The organism is Neisseria sp. CP9 (genome assembly GCF_047758525.1).
In the GTDB taxonomy this organism is placed as follows: domain Bacteria; phylum Pseudomonadota; class Gammaproteobacteria; order Burkholderiales; family Neisseriaceae; genus Neisseria.
In genome coordinates this window covers 2,585,916-2,605,504 of sequence record NZ_CP180502.1, presented here as the reverse complement: position 1 = coordinate 2,605,504, position 19,589 = coordinate 2,585,916, and the positions used below count along the sequence as shown (strand labels likewise).

General features: G+C 50.4%; 17 protein-coding genes. 7 read left to right on the top strand and 10 right to left on the bottom strand.

Translation table 11 applies throughout. The features are described 5' to 3' along the window. Nucleotides 1-282 precede the first annotated feature (282 nt). The 4 genes from ubiT to ACMYUL_RS12560 all read right to left on the bottom strand — a co-directional run bounded on the left by ubiT (nucleotide 283) and on the right by ACMYUL_RS12560 (nucleotide 3,593). Complete coding sequence (ubiT, locus tag ACMYUL_RS12575) at nucleotides 283-723, bottom strand: ubiquinone anaerobic biosynthesis accessory factor UbiT (protein WP_070514274.1); 441 nt, start codon at nucleotides 721-723, stop codon at nucleotides 283-285. Next, nucleotides 710-1,627 carry a U32 family peptidase gene (locus tag ACMYUL_RS12570; RefSeq protein WP_070514275.1) on the bottom strand — a complete coding sequence of 306 codons (918 nt, stop codon included), beginning with the start codon at nucleotides 1,625-1,627 and terminating at the stop codon, nucleotides 710-712. Before ACMYUL_RS12570 ends, ubiT begins: the two co-directional genes overlap by 14 nt. A 13-nt stretch (nucleotides 1,628-1,640) precedes the next feature. Then, a complete protein-coding gene (gene ubiU, locus ACMYUL_RS12565; RefSeq protein ID WP_415770931.1) occupies nucleotides 1,641-2,648 on the bottom strand; it encodes a ubiquinone anaerobic biosynthesis protein UbiU in 1,008 nt (335 codons plus the stop codon). Nucleotides 2,649-3,146: 498 nt separating this feature from the next. Next, nucleotides 3,147-3,593 (bottom strand): hypothetical protein, encoded by a 447-nt coding sequence (locus ACMYUL_RS12560; protein WP_415770929.1) that lies wholly within the window; start codon nucleotides 3,591-3,593, stop codon nucleotides 3,147-3,149. Between ACMYUL_RS12560 and ACMYUL_RS12555 the strand changes: the two genes are divergently transcribed. From ACMYUL_RS12555 to cah, 5 genes are all read left to right on the top strand, one after another. Further along, on the top strand, nucleotides 3,573-4,580 hold the full coding sequence (locus tag ACMYUL_RS12555) for an IS5 family transposase (RefSeq protein WP_415770927.1): 1,008 nt from the start codon (nucleotides 3,573-3,575) through the stop codon (nucleotides 4,578-4,580). The genes ACMYUL_RS12560 and ACMYUL_RS12555 overlap by 21 nt on opposite strands. Nucleotides 4,581-4,988: 408 nt before the next feature. Continuing rightward, nucleotides 4,989-5,483: a hypothetical protein gene (locus tag ACMYUL_RS12550; protein WP_070514278.1), complete on the top strand. Its 495-nt coding sequence runs from the start codon at nucleotides 4,989-4,991 to the stop codon at nucleotides 5,481-5,483. A 143-nt stretch (nucleotides 5,484-5,626) separates the two neighbouring features. After that, nucleotides 5,627-6,685: a DNA polymerase IV gene (dinB, locus tag ACMYUL_RS12545; protein WP_070773734.1), complete on the top strand. Its 1,059-nt coding sequence runs from the start codon at nucleotides 5,627-5,629 to the stop codon at nucleotides 6,683-6,685. 129 nt (nucleotides 6,686-6,814) lie between these two features. Further along, nucleotides 6,815-7,546 carry a phosphoadenylyl-sulfate reductase gene (locus ACMYUL_RS12540; RefSeq protein ID WP_311151769.1) on the top strand — a complete coding sequence of 244 codons (732 nt, stop codon included), beginning with the start codon at nucleotides 6,815-6,817 and terminating at the stop codon, nucleotides 7,544-7,546. Between the two features lie 316 nt (nucleotides 7,547-7,862). Further along, entirely contained in the window at nucleotides 7,863-8,621 is a 759-nt protein-coding gene (gene cah, locus ACMYUL_RS12535; protein WP_415770924.1) for a carbonic anhydrase, read from the top strand. A 132-nt stretch (nucleotides 8,622-8,753) separates the two neighbouring features. Here cah and ACMYUL_RS12530 read toward each other — a convergent pair whose 3' ends face one another. From ACMYUL_RS12530 to ACMYUL_RS12510, 5 genes are all read right to left on the bottom strand, one after another. Further along, nucleotides 8,754-8,954 (bottom strand): hypothetical protein, encoded by a 201-nt coding sequence (locus ACMYUL_RS12530; RefSeq protein WP_003765401.1) that lies wholly within the window; start codon nucleotides 8,952-8,954, stop codon nucleotides 8,754-8,756. A 388-nt stretch (nucleotides 8,955-9,342) separates the two neighbouring features. Continuing rightward, entirely contained in the window at nucleotides 9,343-10,884 is a 1,542-nt protein-coding gene (locus ACMYUL_RS12525; RefSeq protein WP_415770921.1) for an OFA family MFS transporter, read from the bottom strand. 254 nt (nucleotides 10,885-11,138) lie between these two features. After that, complete coding sequence (locus tag ACMYUL_RS12520) at nucleotides 11,139-11,486, bottom strand: hypothetical protein (protein WP_415770919.1); 348 nt, start codon at nucleotides 11,484-11,486, stop codon at nucleotides 11,139-11,141. A gap of 58 nt (nucleotides 11,487-11,544) precedes the next feature. Continuing rightward, complete coding sequence (locus tag ACMYUL_RS12515; RefSeq protein WP_415770917.1) at nucleotides 11,545-11,991, bottom strand: hypothetical protein; 447 nt, start codon at nucleotides 11,989-11,991, stop codon at nucleotides 11,545-11,547. A 112-nt stretch (nucleotides 11,992-12,103) separates the two neighbouring features. Then, a complete protein-coding gene (locus tag ACMYUL_RS12510; protein WP_415770915.1) occupies nucleotides 12,104-12,784 on the bottom strand; it encodes an energy-coupling factor ABC transporter permease in 681 nt (226 codons plus the stop codon). A 138-nt stretch (nucleotides 12,785-12,922) separates the two neighbouring features. Here ACMYUL_RS12510 and ACMYUL_RS12505 point away from each other — a divergent pair, with 138 nt between their 5' ends. Together ACMYUL_RS12505 and greA are read left to right on the top strand one after the other, a co-directional pair. Next, nucleotides 12,923-16,072: a DNA translocase FtsK gene (locus tag ACMYUL_RS12505; RefSeq protein WP_415770913.1), complete on the top strand. Its 3,150-nt coding sequence runs from the start codon at nucleotides 12,923-12,925 to the stop codon at nucleotides 16,070-16,072. 197 nt (nucleotides 16,073-16,269) lie between these two features. Continuing rightward, nucleotides 16,270-16,746 (top strand): transcription elongation factor GreA, encoded by a 477-nt coding sequence (greA, locus tag ACMYUL_RS12500; protein WP_016686342.1) that lies wholly within the window; start codon nucleotides 16,270-16,272, stop codon nucleotides 16,744-16,746. A 253-nt stretch (nucleotides 16,747-16,999) separates the two neighbouring features. Here greA and ACMYUL_RS12495 read toward each other — a convergent pair whose 3' ends face one another. Continuing rightward, the gene (locus tag ACMYUL_RS12495) at nucleotides 17,000-19,486 is read right to left on the bottom strand and encodes a glycogen/starch/alpha-glucan phosphorylase (RefSeq protein ID WP_415770910.1); all 2,487 of its coding nucleotides are present in this window, start codon (nucleotides 19,484-19,486) and stop codon (nucleotides 17,000-17,002) included. Nucleotides 19,487-19,589: the final 103 nt, after the last annotated feature.

The following is a 19,589-nucleotide window of genomic DNA, read 5'->3' as shown; positions in this document are numbered from 1 at the left end:
ATCTGGATTTTAAGTGCAACATCTAATTTAATTGAGCAAACCCGTTTAAGAAGTACCTCATTTGGTGCCGGATAACACAACGTTTATGTGGGTGTGTTGTTCGGCACTACTGTATATGGTGTACCAGGACATGTATAAATTTGCCTGAAATCCTTCCCTTTCAAAAAATACTGTCAAAGCGGCTCATTGGTATTTTCATTTGATCCCTGCTCCCACTAATGTGCACTAGACTTTCTGCTTGGAAAATCTTTGCACTTCAAATCCAAATGTGAAACCCTGCGTTCAGTCGGACAACTGCCGCTTCAAAAACCAATCTCCGAACGGCCAGTCCACGCTGTCGAGCAGGTTTTTGGTAATCAGCCCAAGCTCGGTATCGCCTTCAATTTGCAGTTTGCGGTTGAAGAACAAAGTATCCGGGTCTTCCTCGCGCATCATCATGCGCATAAAGTCGATGCCGTTGGCGGCAAGGCGCAAATCGGGCGTACCGAAGAAATCCGCGTCGATGAATTTTTCGGCATTGGCAGTGAAACGCACCTTGATGCCCGCGTCCAATACGTCGATTTCAAAGGTGCGGCCGTCAAACAGGCTCATGTCGGCGGGCAGCAATCCGCGTTTGAGCATGGTGTTGAGGGCAAAAACCAAAGCGAAGCGCGGTGGCCTGCCCGGTAATTTTCCGCCGATTTTTCCCGCCCATTTGGGCAATACGATTTCAGGCAACGCCATAATATTCCTCCTTCACGGCTTCGATACCCGGCTGGCCGTGCCAATAGCCGTCCACCAGCGTGCCGGTGGTCAGTCTTTCCAATTCGGGCAGCGCATCCGCCAGGGCGGTTTTGCCGTCCAATACGTCGCGGTGGATACGGACGATTTCCACCATGCCGTACATTTGCGGCGACAGGCGTAGCATGTTCACGCCGATTTGCCGCAAATCCTCATGGTGCGGCAGCAGGTTTTGGCAGCCGTAAGACATGGTTTGGATGCCGTTGATGGTTAAAAACGGTTTGCCTTCGCGGGTATTCATGTCCATGCCTTGCTCGTAATCCAAGCAGCGGAATTCGCAGCCGTCTTTGTTCAGGTTGTAATGCCGCGCGGTAAAGCAGCGCGACGAATAAGCAAGCGGCATTTTGCCCCAAGCAAACAATTCCGTTTCGATGTCGTCTGAAGCCTTGATGATTTCAGCAACTTTGTCGCGGCTCAACTCAGACGGCGCAATCCAGCGGTATGCGCCCAGTTTTTGGAACAGTGCCAGCGTGCTTTCGTTGTAAATGTTCAGGCTGGCGCCGACGACAAACGGAATGCCGTGTTCGCGCGCCAATTTGACCGCGCCCATGTCGTTGGCTTCGACTTTGAATTTGTCCTGCCCAGTTATTTTGCGCAGGCGTTTCAAATCGGATTCGCTTTCCAGCAGCACCTGCGACGACAAAATAATCTCTTTGCCGCTTTCCGCCAAATCTTCCGCCAGGCTGACCCAGTCGGCAAAACGCATTTTCTGGCGGCGCGAACACACCACTTCGCCCAGATAAATGGTGTCCACCGGCGCATCCAGTATGCCAGCGTAAAATTCCAGCAAGGCTTCCTTCTGCCAGAAAAACAAAACCGGCCCCAACGATAATTTCATCGGATTCATTTTTCCTCCTCCCTTATTTCCACGGACGGCTGTATGCGCCCAAGGTCGTCTGATGCCCTTCCGAAATCTTGCTCAGCGCGTTGTTCCACACCGGATTGACTTTGAAATGCACCGGATCGGCAACGGCCGCGTCTAAAGCCTGCCGCAGCGATTTGGTAACCTGCGCCGTGTACATCGGGCTGCGCTGGCGGCCTTCGATTTTGATGGCGGATACACCGATTTTGATGAGTTCGGGCAACATTTCCAAAACATTCAGGCTGGTCGGCTCTTCCAGCGCGTAATAGGTTTCGTCATTGACTTCAAAACGGCCTTTGCACAAGGTCGGATAGCCTGCCGGTTCGTCCGGTTTGTACTGGTCGATTAACACCTGGTTCAGCCGCACGTTCATGCGGTCGGGCAACTGCTCCCAGCGCACCGCCTTCGCCGGCGAACACACGCCTTGCATATTCGGCGATTCGCCCGTCGCATAGCTCGACAAGATGCAGCGGCCTTCCACCATCACGCACAGGCTGCCGAAACCGAACACTTCGATTTCCACATCTGTATTGTCAATCACATGCTTGACCTGATCGACCGTCAAAACGCGCGGCAGCACGGCACGGCGGATGCCAAACAGCTCCTTCATTATATTGATGGCTTCATAATTGGTCGCCGAACCCTGCACCGACATGTGCAGCCTCAAATCAGGATGACGCTCGGCGGCATAAGCCATAATCGCAGGGTCGGCGACGATTATCGCGTCCGCCCCCAGCTGCACCGCCGTATCGACAGCCCGATGCCACCGCTCGATTTGCCCCGCCTGGGCAAAAGTATTGATTGCCATCAACACATTGCGGCCACGCGCATGTGCGTAAGCCACTCCTTCCTGCGCCGATTTCATATCGAAATTCAGCCCCGGAAAATTGCGCGCATTTGTCGCATCTTTCAGCCCCATATAAACCGTGTCCGCGCCATTGTCCACCGCCGTCTTCAAAGCAGGCAGATTACCGGCGGGACAAACCAACTCAGGGATTTTCGGCATTTTGCGTTCCTCGACTCTTGTAGTTTGTTATTCGAAAATCAATATCTAGTATGATTTCGGGTATTTTAGAGATTTGGACACAATATATTATGATTTAAATCAATTGTGAAATCAGGTTTGGATAGCGTATGTTTTAGTTAACATAATTTAACTATATTAAATATCAAGCTAATCAGCGGGTTATCTTTTCTAGCTTGATAATATGAGATTAGTTATTATCTATTAAATTTATAGATTTTTACAATAAAAGGTCGTCTGAAACAGGTTTCAGACGACCTTTTATGTACTCAAAGAAAATAAACGCACCTAAGGCTAAAATTATAGTGGATTAAATTTAAATCAGGATAAGGCGACGAAGCCGCAGACAGTACAGATAGTACGGAACCGATTCACTTGGTGCTTCAGCACCTTAGAGAATCGTTCTCTTTGAGCTAAGGCGAGGCAACGCCGTACTGGTTTAAAGTTAATCCACTATATTCATTTGCAGCCCCAAACTGCCTATCTCCTCCATTCACTCCAACAGTCCATAATGGTACGCGGATGATTTTGAACCAGTTGTTTATAAAAAATAGCGAATCCGCCGGCTTTGGGATAAAAATGATAAGCAACTTGACTTCCGTCCGCCCTAAACTCCAGCCTCCAAACATGAGTACCGAAAAGGGCCATCATCGTCCTACTCAAATAAATCAGATCTTGAAGAGGATGACGTGCTTTGATTTCACTGCCTTCACAAATAAAAATCTCGTTTTTGCCGAAGTAAATCCGTTCGTTATCCAATAAATTACCGAGACTGATGCAGGTGAGCGGTTCGTTTTCCCAAATGATTTCAGGCGCTGGCCGTACTCTGCGGGCAATCAGGATGAGACCTTTGCAAAATTCCCCAAAATCCCCTAAATTCCCACCAAGACATTTAGGGGATTTCTCATGAGCACTTTCTTCCAACAAACCGCACAAGCCATGATCGCCAAACACATCGACCGCTTCCCACTATTGAAGTTGGATCAGGTGATTGATTGGCAGCCGATCGAACAGTACCTGAATCGTCAAAGAACCCGTTACCTTAGAGACCACCGCGGCCGTCCCGCCTATCCCCTGTTGTCCATGTTCAAAGCCGTCCTACTCGGACAATGGCACAGCCTCTCCGATCCCGAACTCGAACACAGCCTCATCACCCGCATCGACTTCAACCTGTTTTGCCGTTTTGACGAACTGAGCATCCCCGATTACAGCACCTTATGCCGCTACCGCAACTGGCTGGCGCAAGACGACACCCTGTCCGAATTGCTGGAACTGATTAACCGCCAACTGACCGAAAAAAACCTAAAAGTAGAGAAAGCATCCGCCGCCGTCATTGATGCCACCATTATTCAGACCGCCGGCAGCAAACAGCGTCAGGCCATAGAAGTTGATGAAGAAGGACAAGTCAGCGGACAAACCACACCGAGTAAAGACAGCGATGCCCGCTGGACAAAGAAAAACGGCCTCTACAAACTCGGTTACAAACAACATACCCGCACCGATGAGGAAGGCTATATCGAGAAACTGCACATTACCCCCGCCAATACCCATGAGTGCAACCATCTGTTGCCTTTGCTGGAAGGAATAGCCAAAGACACAACCGTCTATGCCGATAAAGGCTACGACAGTGCGGAAAACCGACAACATCTGGAAGAGCATCAGTTGCTGGACGGCATTATGCGCAAAGCCCACCGCAACCGTCCGCTGACGGAAGCGCAAACCAAACGCAACCGATATTTGTCGAAGACCCGTTATGTGGTGGAACAAAGCTTCGGTACGCTGCACCGTAAATTCCGCTACGCCCGGGCAGCCTATTTTGGTCTGCTCAAAGTGAGTGCGCAAAGTCATCTGAAAGCGATGTGTTTGAACCTGTTGAAAGCGGCTAACAGGCTAAGTGTGCCTGTTGCCGCCTAAAAGGCGGCCCGGATGCCTGATTATGGGGCGTCCGGGGAGGATTAAGGGGGTATTTGGGTAGAATCAGGAGTGATTGGGGCGGAAACAGCCGAAAACCTGTGTTGGGGTTTCGGTTGCCGGTGGAAAGGGCTTTTTTGCAAAGGTCTCAGGATGAAAATGAAGCATCCGACTAAAAATATAAAAATGTATGCCATAGCTGATAAACTGAATAAATGATGATGAAACGCGGATAATCATATGGCAAATTTGCGTATTGGAAAACTCATTATCAATATCTTAATATTGTTTTGAGTGATCAGCCTGTCCGACAAATTTCTTTTAATGAGCCAAATAAATAAAAATAAGAATTGATTGCATTTGTATTTTGAACTAAGATAGCCCATATTTCACACCTCGTCTGAAACGACCATGCGCTACCATTTCCCGATTTCCGTCGATATGTACGACTTTCTGACCACAGGCCGATTTGATTATTTGGAAATCGGACAGACGGCGGAGATGATTCTGCAAATGTTCCCTGCGCCCGAATGCGTTCCTAAAGGGCTTTTGGTAAAAAGGGGCTGGAATATTTGGCTGTATGGCGATATCGAGCTGCATTTTTCAGACGACCGCCTGACTCAAATCCGTGCGGATTTCCAACCCGGCGCCTCGTTGAACGGTGGGCGTTGGTTAAGCTTAAATCCTTGGTTTTTCAGGCATGCGGACAAGCTTGATTTGTATTCCGCCATTGCCAAACTCGTGCAACACCATATCGACTTCATCAAAATAGATACGCCTTCCGCCCTGATTTTGCGTTTGCAAAGCGGCGTAGAGCTGATGTTTGAAAAGTGCAATGGGCAGCGTTTGTTCGCCTTTTGCAAACAAAAAACCACCCTGCCCCAATGGGCGCATGAAACGGCGTAAGTTCAAGCCATCGGGCAAATCTTTAAAACCCGCTTCTCTTCCCTGGTCAAAGGTCGTCTGAAAACCAAATGCCGTTTCAGACGACCTTCCCCTATCGTTTTCCGCTAAAATACCCGTTTCTTTTTTCTTCACAACCATCTTCAATGTCCCAGCGCAAAATCATCCATATCGACATGGACGCGTTCTACGCATCGGTAGAACTGCGCGAGCAGCCGCATTTGAAAGGGCTGCCCGTGGTCGTTGCGTGGGAGGGTGCGCGTTCGGTGATTTGCGCCGCATCGTATGAGGCGCGGCAGTTCGGGCTGCATTCTGCGATGTCGGTGGCGACGGCGAAAAGGCTGTGTCCGCAAGCGGTGTATGTGCCGCCGCATTTCGATTTGTACCGTCAGGTTTCCGCGCAGATTCACGCCGTATTCAGGCGCTATACTGATTTAATCGAACCCCTGTCGCTGGACGAAGCCTATCTTGATGTGACCCACAATTTCAAAAATATCCCCTACGCCAGCGAAGTAGCCAAAGAAATCCGCGCCGCCATTTTTGCGGAAACCGGTCTGACTGCTTCCGCAGGCATCGCGCCGAATAAATTTCTGGCGAAAATCGCTTCGGACTGGCGCAAGCCGAACGGGCAATTCGTCCTGCCGCCGCACAAAGTCATGGCATTTTTGGAAACCCTGCCCTTGGGCAAAATCCCCGGCGTGGGCAAGGTTACGCTGAAAAAAATGCAGTCGTTAGGTATGCAGACGGCGGGCGATTTGCGTCGTTTCGAGCGCGGCGAACTCTTAAACCATTTTGGTCGCTACGGCTACCGCCTCTATGATTTGGCGCGCGGTACGGACGAACGCCCCGTCAAAGCCGAACGAGAACGCCTCCAAATCTCCACCGAAATCACCCTGCCCGAAGACCTGTCGCTCGAACAGGCAGCCGGACACCTGCCCCACCTTGCCGAAGACCTGTGGCGGCAAATCACGCGCAAAAACGTCGAAGCCAAAGGCGTAACCCTCAAGCTGAAAACCCACGATTTCCGCATCATCACCCGCTCCCTAACCTACTCTTCCGTCCTGCCCGACACCGACGCCCTGCTTTGCGCCGCGCAGACCCTGATGCAGCGCGTGCCGCCCCAGCGCGAAGACGCTTTCCGCCTAATCGGCATAGGCGTGAACCACCTCGTGCCGAAAGACCAGCAGCAATCGCTTTGGTTATAAAGAAATAGAAAAGCATTCTTTCCCCTTCGCGCAAGACCGCCCGACAATAATGTTCCGTACAAACTTTCAGACGACCCCTTTGCCGCAAGAGAGGTCGTCTGAAAACAAAAAACAAGGAACAAGCCAACCATGTCCCTCTTCCGTCCCCAGCTTTGGCGCATCCCGATGACAGGCGAAGCCGAACGGCGCCGGCTGCCCGAGTTGACCGCCACGCTCGAAACCCGCCTCAAACACATCGCCCGCCGCTATCCGCAAGCCGTCTTCGCCTCCAGCCTTGCCGTCGAAGACATGATCATTACCGACGCCATCTGCCGCCTGAAACTCCCCCTGCGCATCATCACCCTCGACACCGGCAAACTCAATCCCGAAACCGCCGCCCTGATTACCGCCGTCAACGTCCGCTACCAAACCGAGCTGGAAGTTTTCCACCCCGACCCCGAAAGCGCGCGGCAGTTTGAGCAGGAATTCGGCGCAACCGCCATGTACGACAGCGTCGAGCTGCGCCGCCGTTGCTGCCACATCCGCAAAATCGAGCCGCTCAACCGCGCCCTGAAAAACGCCCCCGCCTGGCTGACCGGACAACGCCGCAGCCAATCGGCCACCCGCAGCGAATTGGATTTCGAAGAAACTGACCACAGCCGCAACATCGCCAAGTTCAACCCCATTTTCGACTGGGAAGAAAACGACGTCTGGGCATACGCGCAAGCCTACGACGTCCCGCTCAATGCCCTGTATTTCCAAGGCTACCCGAGCATAGGCTGCGAACCCTGCACCCGCCCCGTCAAAGCAGACGAAGACATCCGCGCCGGACGCTGGTGGTGGGAAAGCAAAGACAGCAAAGAATGCGGGCTGCACAAATAACCCTTGTCAGGCAAGGCAAAAGGTCGTCTGAAACCCAAATTCAGGTTTTCAGACGACCTTTTTCATAAGTCGGCTTTCCTTAAATTTTTAAGGGATGAAAAATAGGCATTTTCTATTTCAAATTATTATCAATTTTCAAAACGACAATATCGTTTTTTAAAAAATGAATTCGCCTTAACTTCATAGCCTTAACAGAATTAACCCAAGAAGGCTTGACCTAATGATTTAATATGGCTATGGTTAAATAAAAAATAACAATAATCTACATACGCACCGCAATGCTTTTTTCCCTCCTCCTTACAGAAAGGATATTGCAATGCCCTGCTTGAACCTCACTCTGCCTCGCCTGACTGTTTTCCTGCTGTCCACCTTCGCAGCATTCTCCGCTACCGCACATGGAAACCACACCCATTGGGGCTACACAGGACACGACTCCCCCGAAAGCTGGGGCAACCTGTCTGAAGAGTTCCGTTTGTGTTCCACAGGCAAAAACCAATCCCCCGTCAACATCACCGAAACCGTCTCCGGCAGACTGCCTGCCATCAAAGTCAATTACAAACCGAGCGCGGTTGATGTGGAAAACAACGGCCATACCATCCAGGTCAATTATCCCGAAGGCGGCAATACCCTGACCGTGAACGGCCGCACCTACACCCTGAAACAATTCCATTTCCACGTCCCCAGTGAAAACCAAATCAAAGGCCGCACCTTCCCGATGGAAGCCCACTTCGTCCACCTAGACGAAAACCGCCAGCCTTTGGTATTGGCAGTATTGTACGAAGCCGGCAAAACCAACGACCGCCTCGCGCCTATATGGAACGTGATGCCGATGAAAGAAGGAAAGGTAAACCTCGACAAAGCCTTCGACGCCGGCACCCTGCTGCCGAAACGGCTGAATTACTACCGCTTTGCCGGTTCGCTGACCACGCCGCCGTGCAGCGAAGGCGTATCGTGGCTGGTATTGAAAACCTACGACCACATCGACCAGGCGCAGGCAGAAAAATTCACCCGCGCCATCGGTTCGCACAACAGCCGCCCCGTCCAGCCGCTTAATGCGCGCGTTGTCATCGAATAAACGGTAAAGCCGTAAACAAAAAGGTCGTCTGAAAAACCAAATTTAGGTTTCAGACGACCTTTTTACATGATGGTCTAAGGTTTCAGAACACCGAGTCCGGCGTGTATCCGAAGGAAGAATCGCAATGCAGCATCAATCATCAGGATGAAACCTTGCCGCTTCGCGTTCTTTCATAGCAGTTTCCTTATCCTTCAATTTTGCCCCCAAGCCCAAGCGTTTTTCATATTCCGATTGCGGCGTGCCGTCCTCCTGCATACCAAATGCGCTGGCATTCACCCAAAGCGCAAGGACGGCAACTACGAAAGCAAAAAATCCTACGATATACCAAAACATTTCTTTTCCTATCATGGGTCAACAAACGGGAAGAAGACAGATTTCCCGTTTGACCGGCAGCTTGCTGCGGTTTGTGAAGGCAAAAATGTATCACAAATCCGGTCCGGTATAAATTACCGATTTGCCCTGCCATACTTCGTGCAAACCTTATCTCAATTGGCATTGCACACTAATGCTTTTACCAATCAGACGGTTATATAGTGGATTAACTTTAAATCAGGACAAGGCGACGAAGCCGCAGACAGTACAGATAGTACGGCAAGGCGAGGCAACGCCGTACTGGTTTAAAGTTAATCCACTATACAAACAAAAGCCGGTCTTTCCGCTCAAAGGTCGTCTGAAAACCCATATCTGCATTTCAGACGACCCAACGTCGGCATCCGAAAGCCTAACGGAACAAATCCAATGCCTTGACGAACACCATCACCACGCCGTAAGCCAGCGGGACACCGACCAAAGTCCAACGCCACCAAACCGAAAAACCGCCTGCCGCAACTTTTTCCTGCAACAAGTAGGCATCGGAAACAGCAGTTTCATCATCGGGATTGCCGCTGTGTGCCGCTGTTTTGATGTCGGTTTCGTGGTGTTTTTCATGAACCGATCTGACGGCAAGGTTGCACAGCAAACCGACAATCAACAATCCCGCCATGATGTACATGGTAACGCCGTATGCCTGCGCGGCGGGAACACCGCTGTCGATTTGGCTTTGGCGGATGTAGTTCACCAAAACCGGACCGATCACGGCAGCGGTTGACCACGCCAGCAAAATACGTCCGTGAATCGCGCCGACCTGATAAGTGCCGAACAAGTCTTTCAAATAAGCCGGAATCGCGGCAAAACCGCCGCCATACATGGAAATGATGATGCAGAATCCAATAATAAACAAAGCCTTGTTTCCACTCTCGCCAATGGACGGAACGGCAAAATACAGCAGCGAACCGAGTACGAAAAAGATGGTGTAGGTATTTTTACGTCCGAGTTTGTCGGAAACGCTGGACCATAAAAACCGCCCGCCCATATTGAACAAACTCAAAAGACTGACGAAACCTGCCGCCGCCCCCGCGCCGATTGCCGCTTGTTTGCCGACCGACGCCTCTGAAAACAGCTCCTGAATCATGACCGAAGCCTGCCCCAAAACGCCGATACCGGCAGTTACATTCAGGCACAACACCCAAAACAACAGCCAAAATTGCGGCGTTTTCATCGCTTGGGAAACATTAACATGATTAGTGCTGACCAGCTTGTTTTTAGTTTTAGGCGCGACATAGCCTTCAGGCTTCCAACCCTCCGTCGGCACGCGGATGGTGAATGCGCCGAACATCATCAACACGAGGTAAAACAGTCCCAACACAACAAAAGTCGGCGCGACACCGACCGAAACGTCGTCTGAAAACGCATTCATCAACGATACGGACAACGGCGAGGCAAGCATCGCACCGCCACCGAACCCCATAATCGCCAAACCCGTCGCCATGCCCGGCTTGTCCGGAAACCACTTCATCAAAGTGGACACAGGACCGATATAGCCCAGTCCCAAGCCGATGCCGCCGATCACGCCGTTGCCCAAATACAGAAGAAACAGATTATGCGTAGTGACGCCGAGTGCCGACACAAAAAATCCCAAGCTGAAACAGCACGCCGCGACAAACATCGCCTTGCGCGGTCCGACACGCTCCATCCAAGTCCCAAATAAAGCAGCAGACGCCCCCAACATAGCCAGCGCGATACTGAAAATCCAGCCCACAGTCGTCAGCTTCCAATCCCCGGCTGCGGATTCGGTAATGCCGATAAGCTTGGTCAGCGGCGCGTTAAACACGGAATACGCATAAATTTGCCCGATGGCAAGATGCACCGCCAAAGCGGCAGGCGGCACCAGCCAACGGTTAAAACCCGGTTCGGCAATCGTCGCCTCACGGTCTAAAAATTTCATAAAAGCCTCTTGATATTGAATGAAAAACAGCGTTCTCCGCGAGGAAAACGCCTTAAATTGTTGACAATATTGTACCACGCTTACGCATGGGCTTTACTCCGCTTAACATGAGTTTTTTGAGTAAGAAAGAGAAAAATCATTCATAAACGACGATGTTTGAAGATGGTTTGATGATATCCGTATCTCAGATAAAAGGTCGTCTGAAAATTGGTTTTCAGACGACCTAAAGAATTTGAAAATATATTCAAGCCTTATTACTTCTCAATATATTTTTCTATATCTCTACATTGTTCTTGAGTGCAGGAAACTGAAAAAAGCACTTTTCCACTTGTGGTACTTTGTGCAGAAAAGATGCTCTTTTCGTAATGAAATTTTATTTTATCCAATGGAATCAGCCCCTTTCCATTTTCTTTTCCGCAAAGCAGTTTATATTGCAGATTGGTTTTGCTTATATCGATATTTCCGCACACTTTTGTAGTATTGTTTTTAGATATGGATATTTTTAACCATTCATATTGCGAGTCGTAATAATAGTTTGAAATATAAGGAAAACTGGATGATGATACTGCTAGAGATATAACATAGTTAAAAAAGGTTTCCATAACTTACTCACTGTGTGTTTTTTTAATTTCAAGTAGAGGGCGATTTTGGAGTATAGCCTTATATTCCCTCTTCCCATGAAATAGAAAATTTAGAAATTTTTACCCTTTTCAAATCAAATGAAAAGACAGTAGAAACGCCACCTTCAGTTTTTATTTCACACTCATGTTCCCAATCGTCTCTATACACAAACTGCCATCCAATATCAGCAAGAAACAAATATTTTATAAATTTCTCAATAGTTAATTTTCTATTAATTTTATATTGCTTTGCAATGGTTACTCCTTTAAAACAAGGGTCTATTGACAATGAATAAACGATATCATCCTTAAAACCAACCTCCAATCCTTTCCAAAAAATGGAAAAACCACCTTCTACGTTACTGTCATCGTATAACCATTTAGTCAGCTTTTTAAACCGTTTATGCTTGTGAAAGTCACTATACGACATACCAACAAATAAACCTTTAAATCTACCCGTTTTTAAGAAAGATGTTATATCCATCATTATTACCTCATTGCGGTCTATAACTTAGTGTACAAATACGTTTCCGAAATAGCTAATGGTTTATCAATAACTTGGAATATCAATTCCCCATGTACTACCGACCTTTTACCGTTTACCAAATTTTATTGCTGGATTTCAAATATCGGTTGTCGTCAAAAGTATTAATCCATTGCGGTCTGAGTGCGATAAAAATGGCGGTAGTGATGCCGCTGAGGAAGGCCTCCGCCCAGGCGATCAGGATGAAAATAGGAAAGGCGGTGGTCCAAAGTACGGAGGTTGGGAAGGCATGACTGATATCCAAAACGCTGACCAGTACCAGTCCGGTCAGCATCATGCCTACGGCGGACGCAATGAAGCCGTTGACAAAAATGAAGATAAAAATATTCGCGGGAAGACGGTTGACCAAGCAGCAAGAGAGCTGATTAACAATGAGCGGTGGTAAGAGCAAAGCGAGGGCGTTGACGGGATAGGCGTATCCGTCGCCGCCGTTGAACAATAAAAGATAAGGAAGAAGCAAAGCCGAACCCAGCCATAATGCAGCGGGTGCGCCAATCATCAGGGCAACCAAATTCATGGCAAGCAGGTGGTAGCTCATTTGCGCGAGCTGCCCTTCGTCAGTCATTGCATTCAGGCACCATGCGGTCGTCAGTATCAGGGCGGAGAGGATGGAGGCGGAATGGTGCTTCTGCATGGATTGCCATGCCGGACGCGCGCAAGCGAGAAGCAGAATGGACAACAGCAGCCAAGCGGCGATTAAAATCGAACTGGAAAACCATGCGGCTTGAAAATTCATACGAAACCAGACCGAGGGTAAATATTCAGACGACCTGCATTATACCCCGCAGACGAAATTCGCTGCGGACTTGTTTTGTTTAGTGCTGAAACACGCTAAAATAACGACCTTTGCCGTTTATTTCAAGGGAAACAGCGAATGTTTTGGACAGTGCTGATTATCATTTTATTGTGTGCCATTTGCGGCGTATTTTGGCTGCACAGAAAACAAGAACGTGAGTGGCAGCACGAATTGGCGTGCTTAGAGCGCGGCATGCAAGAGGGCAAATATATTCCTAACGGTCAGGATGCTGATTCTCCACATCAATTTTCAGAAGATGCCAAAGCGGCATACGGAAAAACCATCGCACGCCTGCGCCTGATGGCGGCGCGTTACACTCCGCAGCAGGAGCAATTATCCGAGCAACCGGCAAACACTGAACACGAAGCATCTGAAACCGGTATGGAAGACATAGCGGATTTCTTCGAAAGCCAAGAAGCAAAACACGAATATCATCAAGATGCCGATATTGAAAGGTCGTCTGAAAATCCGTCGGCAGAACAAGTCCCCCAAGCCGAGCCGCCTCAACAACATGCAGCCGAAAGGAAAGATACGCCGTATATCGTTCCTTTTGTCGAAACCGAAGAGCCTGAATATATTCCCCGTATCGTTAAAGACGAAGGCTTTGAAGAAATTACTTTGGAAGAGGCAACCCGTTCGCTCAATGAAGCGGCGTTACAGGAATGGGAAGAGCAACAGACCGTCAACCATCCTGCAGGCGACCGGAATAACGATGACGGGGAAATCCAACCCATCCGCGCATCGGTAACACCGATGAAAGGTTTGCAGATTATCGATTTCAACGATCCCGTACTGCGCCGGACCCGCGAGCGCGTCATGGCGGGCGTCAATGGCATCCAAATCCCCAAAGCCAGTGCGCCGCATATCGAAACCGTGCAAACCGCATTGCGCACAGCCGAGCGCGAAGCCATTTTGCCTGTCGTTGACAACCTGGATAGCCGTGCAGAGATTGATGTGACGGACATTCGGAACACACTGGCTCGAAGTACGGCAGCACGCCAGCGCCTTGCCGCCGCTGTTGCGCCTGTGCGCGATTTCCAGCCGCAAATCATTCAAAACGACGAAATTTTGGCAAACCTGATTCCTGCAAGCCGCCGACGGACGGTTCGCCATGCTGAAGCGGCGGCGGAAAAACTGGCGCGCAAGCAGCAATCTGCTGCCGCGCAGGTGAAATTGTCGGAAGAAGCCGATCTGCGGCCTGAGCAAACGGTTGAGCGTTCCGTCACACGCAAACCGCTGTTCCCGCCTAAAACGCTTCGCACCGAACCTGTCGCTCCGCCAAAAGAAAAAGCAGTCTATATTTCAAGACAGCCCGCCCCTACCGCAACCGTAGTCGAGCCGCCCGAAGTACCGACCGTTACCCCGACGCCAATCGATATCCCGACGCCGCCGAGCTTTACGCCGCCAACTGTTGCGCCGGAAATCGTCGATCCTCCGGTAGCGCGCCCCGCTTGGGAAATCCCTGCTTTCCATTCTGAAGTCAATGCGCATGTCAGCGATAATCCTGTCCGCTCGATTCATGATTACTTAATCAGTGAATCCGAAACTGAGGATGAAGTCGCAAGCGGAAATGTACAGAGAAATGCTGAAACCGAATCCGCCCATACGGAAGATGCGGAAATTTCTGCCTTTGAACATCATCAGCCGATACATCATACCGATCTTGCGACGGGTTATGCTGCCGATGATGCTGATGCGGATTCAGAAGAAGAGACCGGGGCGTTTTACAAGTTTTCAGACGACCTGAAGTACCCACTGCCAACCACAGACTTGCTCCTTCCGCCCCAATTCGACCCGGCTGCCACGCAGACCGAAGAAGAATTGTTAAACAACAGCATCACCATCGAGGAAAAACTGGCGGAATTTAAGGTCAAAGTCAAAGTCGTGGATTCCTATTCCGGTCCGGTGATTACGCGTTACGAAATCGAACCTGATGTCGGCGTGCGCGGCAATTCGGTCATAAACCTTGAAAAAGACCTTGCCCGTTCGCTCGGTGTTGCCTCTATCCGCGTCGTCGAAACCATACCCGGCAAAACCTGCATGGGCTTGGAGCTGCCGAACCCGAAACGCCAAATGATACGCCTGAGCGAAATCTTCAATTCGCCCGCGTTTGCCGAATCCAAATCCAAGCTGACGCTCGCGCTTGGTCAAGATATTACCGGTCAGCCTGTCGTTACCGACTTGGGCAAAGCGCCGCATTTGCTGGTGGCAGGTACGACCGGTTCGGGTAAATCGGTCGGCGTTAACGCCATGATTCTGTCCATGCTCTTCAAAGCGACGCCTGAAGACGTACGCATGATTATGATTGACCCGAAAATGCTGGAATTGAGCATTTACGAAGGCATTCCGCACCTATTCGCGCCTGTCGTTACCGATATGAAGCTGGCGGCAAACGCGCTCAACTGGTGCGTCAACGAAATGGAAAAACGCTATCGTCTAATGAGTCATGTGGGCGTGCGCAACCTGGCTGGCTTCAACCAAAAAATCATGGAAGCTGCCGCACAAGGCATGAAAATTGCCAACCCGTTCAGCCTGACGCCTGATGATCCCGAACCTTTGGAAAAACTGCCGTTTATCGTCGTCGTGGTTGACGAATTTGCCGATTTGATGATGACCGCAGGCAAGAAAATTGAAGAACTGATTGCCCGTCTCGCCCAAAAAGCCCGTGCTGCCGGCATCCATTTGATTCTTGCCACACAACGCCCGAGCGTCGATGTCATCACAGGTCTGATTAAAGCCAACATCCCGACACGCATCGCATTCCAAGTATCCAGCAAAATCGACAGCCGCACAATTATCGATCAAATGGGCGCGGAAAACCTGCTCGGACAAGGCGATATGCTGTTCCTGCCGCCCGGTACAGGTTATCCGCAACGTGTCCACGGCGCATTCGCTTCAGACGACGAAGTACACCGCGTAGTCGAATATCTGAAACAATTCGGCGAGCCGGATTACATCGACGATATTCTGATGAGCGGCACAACCGACGATCTGCCTGGCATTAACCGTAGCAGCGACAGCGAAGTTGACCCGATGTATGACGAAGCCGTCTCCGTCGTTCTGAAAACGCGCAAAGCCAGCATTTCTGGCATCCAGCGTCAATTACGCATCGGCTACAACCGCGCCGCCCGCCTGATTGACCAAATGGAAGCAGACGGCATCGTTTCGCCTGCCGAAACCAACGGCAACCGTACCGTTTTGGCACAAAGCAGCGAACATTTGGACTAAAGCCACACCAAAGCAGGAGAAAAGCCGATTGCCATTGCAGTTTCCCCTGATTTTGGTACAATACCGCCATTCATTCTTACACAGACAAGCCGCCGAGATTTAGGCGGCTTGTATTTTTATTTTCATTTTGCGGATTATATTTACCGCGTATTTACCAGGCAAAAGCAGCCCAAACGCTTTTGCGGAGAAGACAAACCATGCAAAAAATTCCATTGACCGCACGCGGCGCAGAATTGCTCAAACAAGAATTGCAACGCCTCAAAAGCGTCGCCCGCCCTGAAATCATCGAAGCCATCGCCGAAGCCCGTTCGCACGGCGACTTGTCCGAAAACGCCGAATATGAAGCCGCCAAAGAAAAACAAGGCTTCATCGAAGGCCGTATTTCCGAGCTGGAACACAAATTATCCATGGCGCACATCATTAATCCCGCAGAAATCCACGCCGAAGGCAAAATCGTCTTCGGTACGACCGTAACGCTGGAAGATTTGGAAACCGAAGAACACGTTACCTATCAAATCGTCGGCGAAGACGAGGCAGACATCAAAGAAGGTAAAATCTACGTTGGCTCCCCCATTGCCCGCGCCCTAATCGGCAAAGAGGAAGGCGATGTCGCCGAAGTACAGGCCCCCGGCGGCGTACGCGAATACGACATTATTTCGGTTCAATATATCTGATTGCTCCGAATTGCCTTGATATAGTGGATGGCGTTGCCTCGCCTTGCCGTACTATCTGTACTGTCTGCGGCTTCGTCGCCTTGTCCTGATTTAAAGTTAATCCACTATATAAAGAGAACCGAGGTCGTCTGAAAACCAAGGAAAATGGTTTTCAGACGACCCTTCTTACAGTATTCTCCTTGAACTAAGCCATACAAGCAAAAACAGCCGATACTTTCCTGTATCGGCTGTTTCGTTTACTGCTTCATTCATATCAAACTAATTGGTGTTTAGGCAGCTCTTTCAAAGTCAGCGGCTGGATGTACCAAATATCGCGGCAGTAGTCGGCGATGGATCGGTCAGACGAGAAGAAGCCCATATTGGCGATGTTGATCAATGCGGATTTTCGCCATGCGGCAACATCGCGGTAGTGTTCGTCCGCTTTGTATTGCGTGTCGATGTAGCTGCGGAAATCCGCCATCAGTTGATAGAAATCGCCGTAAGGTTGCAGGACGTCATTGTAGCGGTTCGGCTCTTCGGGGGAGAACGTGCCGCTGCTGATTTGGTTGACGACACGGCGCAGGTCGTTGTCGCGCTCGATGTAGCCCAGCGGGTCGTAACCGTTGCGGCGGATTTCTTCCACTTGCTCGACGGTGTTACCGAAGATAAAGCAGTTGTCCGCGCCGACCTTTTCCAAAATTTCGACGTTCGCGCCGTCCAGCGTACCCATACAGAGCGCGCCGTTGAGAGCAAATTTCATGTTGCTGGTGCCCGATGCTTCCGTACCTGCCAGTGAGATTTGTTCGTGCAAATCGGCGGCGGGGATGATGATTTGGGCGAGGCTGACGCTGTAATTCGGAATATAGACAACTTTAATCAGGTCGCGGATGCGTTCGTCGTTGTTGATGGTTTTGGCTACGTCGTTAATCAGGCGGATGATTTTTTTCGCCATGTAGTAAGCGGATGCGGCTTTACCGGAGAAGATAAAGACGCGAGGCTGCCAGTCGAAATCAGGGTTTTCCAAGATTTTGTTGTAGCGGTCGACGATGTGCATCACATTCAACGCCTGGCGTTTGTATTCGTGGATGCGTTTGATTTGGATGTCAAACAGCGCGTCCGTGTTTACTTTGATGCCCAATTCGGTTTCGATGTATTTGGCGAGGCGTTCTTTGGCGGCTTTTTTCACGGCACCAAATTCTGCCTGTACTTCCGCATCGTCTACTTTTTCATTGAGCTTGGTCAGGTTGTCCAAATGCAGACGCCAGTCTTGTTCGCCCAAATGTTTGTCGAGGAAACGGGTCAACTCGGGGTTGGCAATGTTGATCCAGCGGCGCGGGGTTACGCCGTTGGTTACGTTGGTAAAGCGTTCGGGGAACACTTTGGCAAAGTCGACGAAAATGGAAGTAGTCATCAGGTCGGAGTGGATTTTCGCCACGCCGTTGACTTTGTGCGAACCGATGACCGCCAGCCATGCCATGCGGACGCGGCGGCCGTGGGTCTCATCAATGATGGATACGCGGCGGACGAAGTCGTCGTCGAAGTTGCCGATGGCGCGCAGGGCGTTCAGGAAGTAGGCGTTGATTTCAAAGATGATGTCCAAATGGCGCGGCAGCAGGCGGCCCATCAAATCGACCGGCCAAGTTTCCAAGGCTTCGCTCATCAGGGTATGGTTGGTGTAAGAGAAAATCTTGCAGCACATATTCCATGCTTCGGTCCACGCGATGCCTTCTTCGTCAATCAAGATGCGCATCAGCTCGGGAATCGCCAGCACGGGGTGGGTATCGTTCAAATGGATGGCGACTTTGTCGGCAAGGTTTTTGATGCTGGGGAAACGGCATTTGTGGCGCGCCACGATGTCTTGTACGGATGCGGAAACCAGGAAATATTCCTGTTTCAGGCGCAGTTCGCGTCCGCTGTCGGTGGAGTCGTTCGGATAGAGGACGCGCGAGATGTTTTCGTCGCTGTTTTGAGCGCGGACGGCGGATGCGTAATCGCCGCGGTTGAAGTCTGCCAAATCGAAGCGGTTACCGGCGTGTGCCGTCCACAGGCGCAACGGGTTGGCGACGTCGCCGCCGTAGCCGGGGATGATTTCATCGTATGCCATCGCGGAAATCTCTTCGCTCGGATGCCATTCTTTTTTATCACCCATATTGATGACTTGTCCGCCGAAGCTGACGGCGTATTGTTTGTTCGGACGGCCGATTTGCCATGCCAAATCTTGGTCGAGCCACAAATCGGGTTTTTCGACTTGCTGACCGTCCACGATTTCTTGTTTGAACATACCGTATTGATAGCGGATGCCGTAGCCCATGGCGGGAATACGCAAGGTGGCGAGCGAGTCGAGGAAGCAGGCGGCCAAGCGACCCAAACCGCCGTTGCCCAAGCCGGGATCTTGTTCTTGTTCGCAGACATCGGCGAACTCTTTGCCCAATTGTTTGAACGCCTCTTCAAATTCGGCATAAACACCTTCGTTAATCAAAGCGTTGACGAAGGCGCGTCCCAACAGGAATTCCATGGAAAGGTAGTAAACCATGCGTTTGCCGTTGTCGATGTGGGCGCGGCGGGTTTGCAGGAAATCTTCGGCAATCAGGTCGCGCGCGGCGAGCATGGCGGCGTTGAGCCATTGGTGTTCGGTCGCCTCTTTCGGATCGACGCCCAAAATGAAAATCAATTTATAGACGATGGACTTGCGGATGGTTTCGGCATCCGGTTTCGGCATGACGTAATCAAAACCTGAAATGGGTTGTTTTTTCTTAGCCATGATAGCCTTTCTCTGTTGAGGATTGGGTGATGAAGCGGGGAATTTATCGGTTTGTGTATTTATGACGGTCTGAGGTCGTCTGAAAAGCCGTTATGCCTTTATG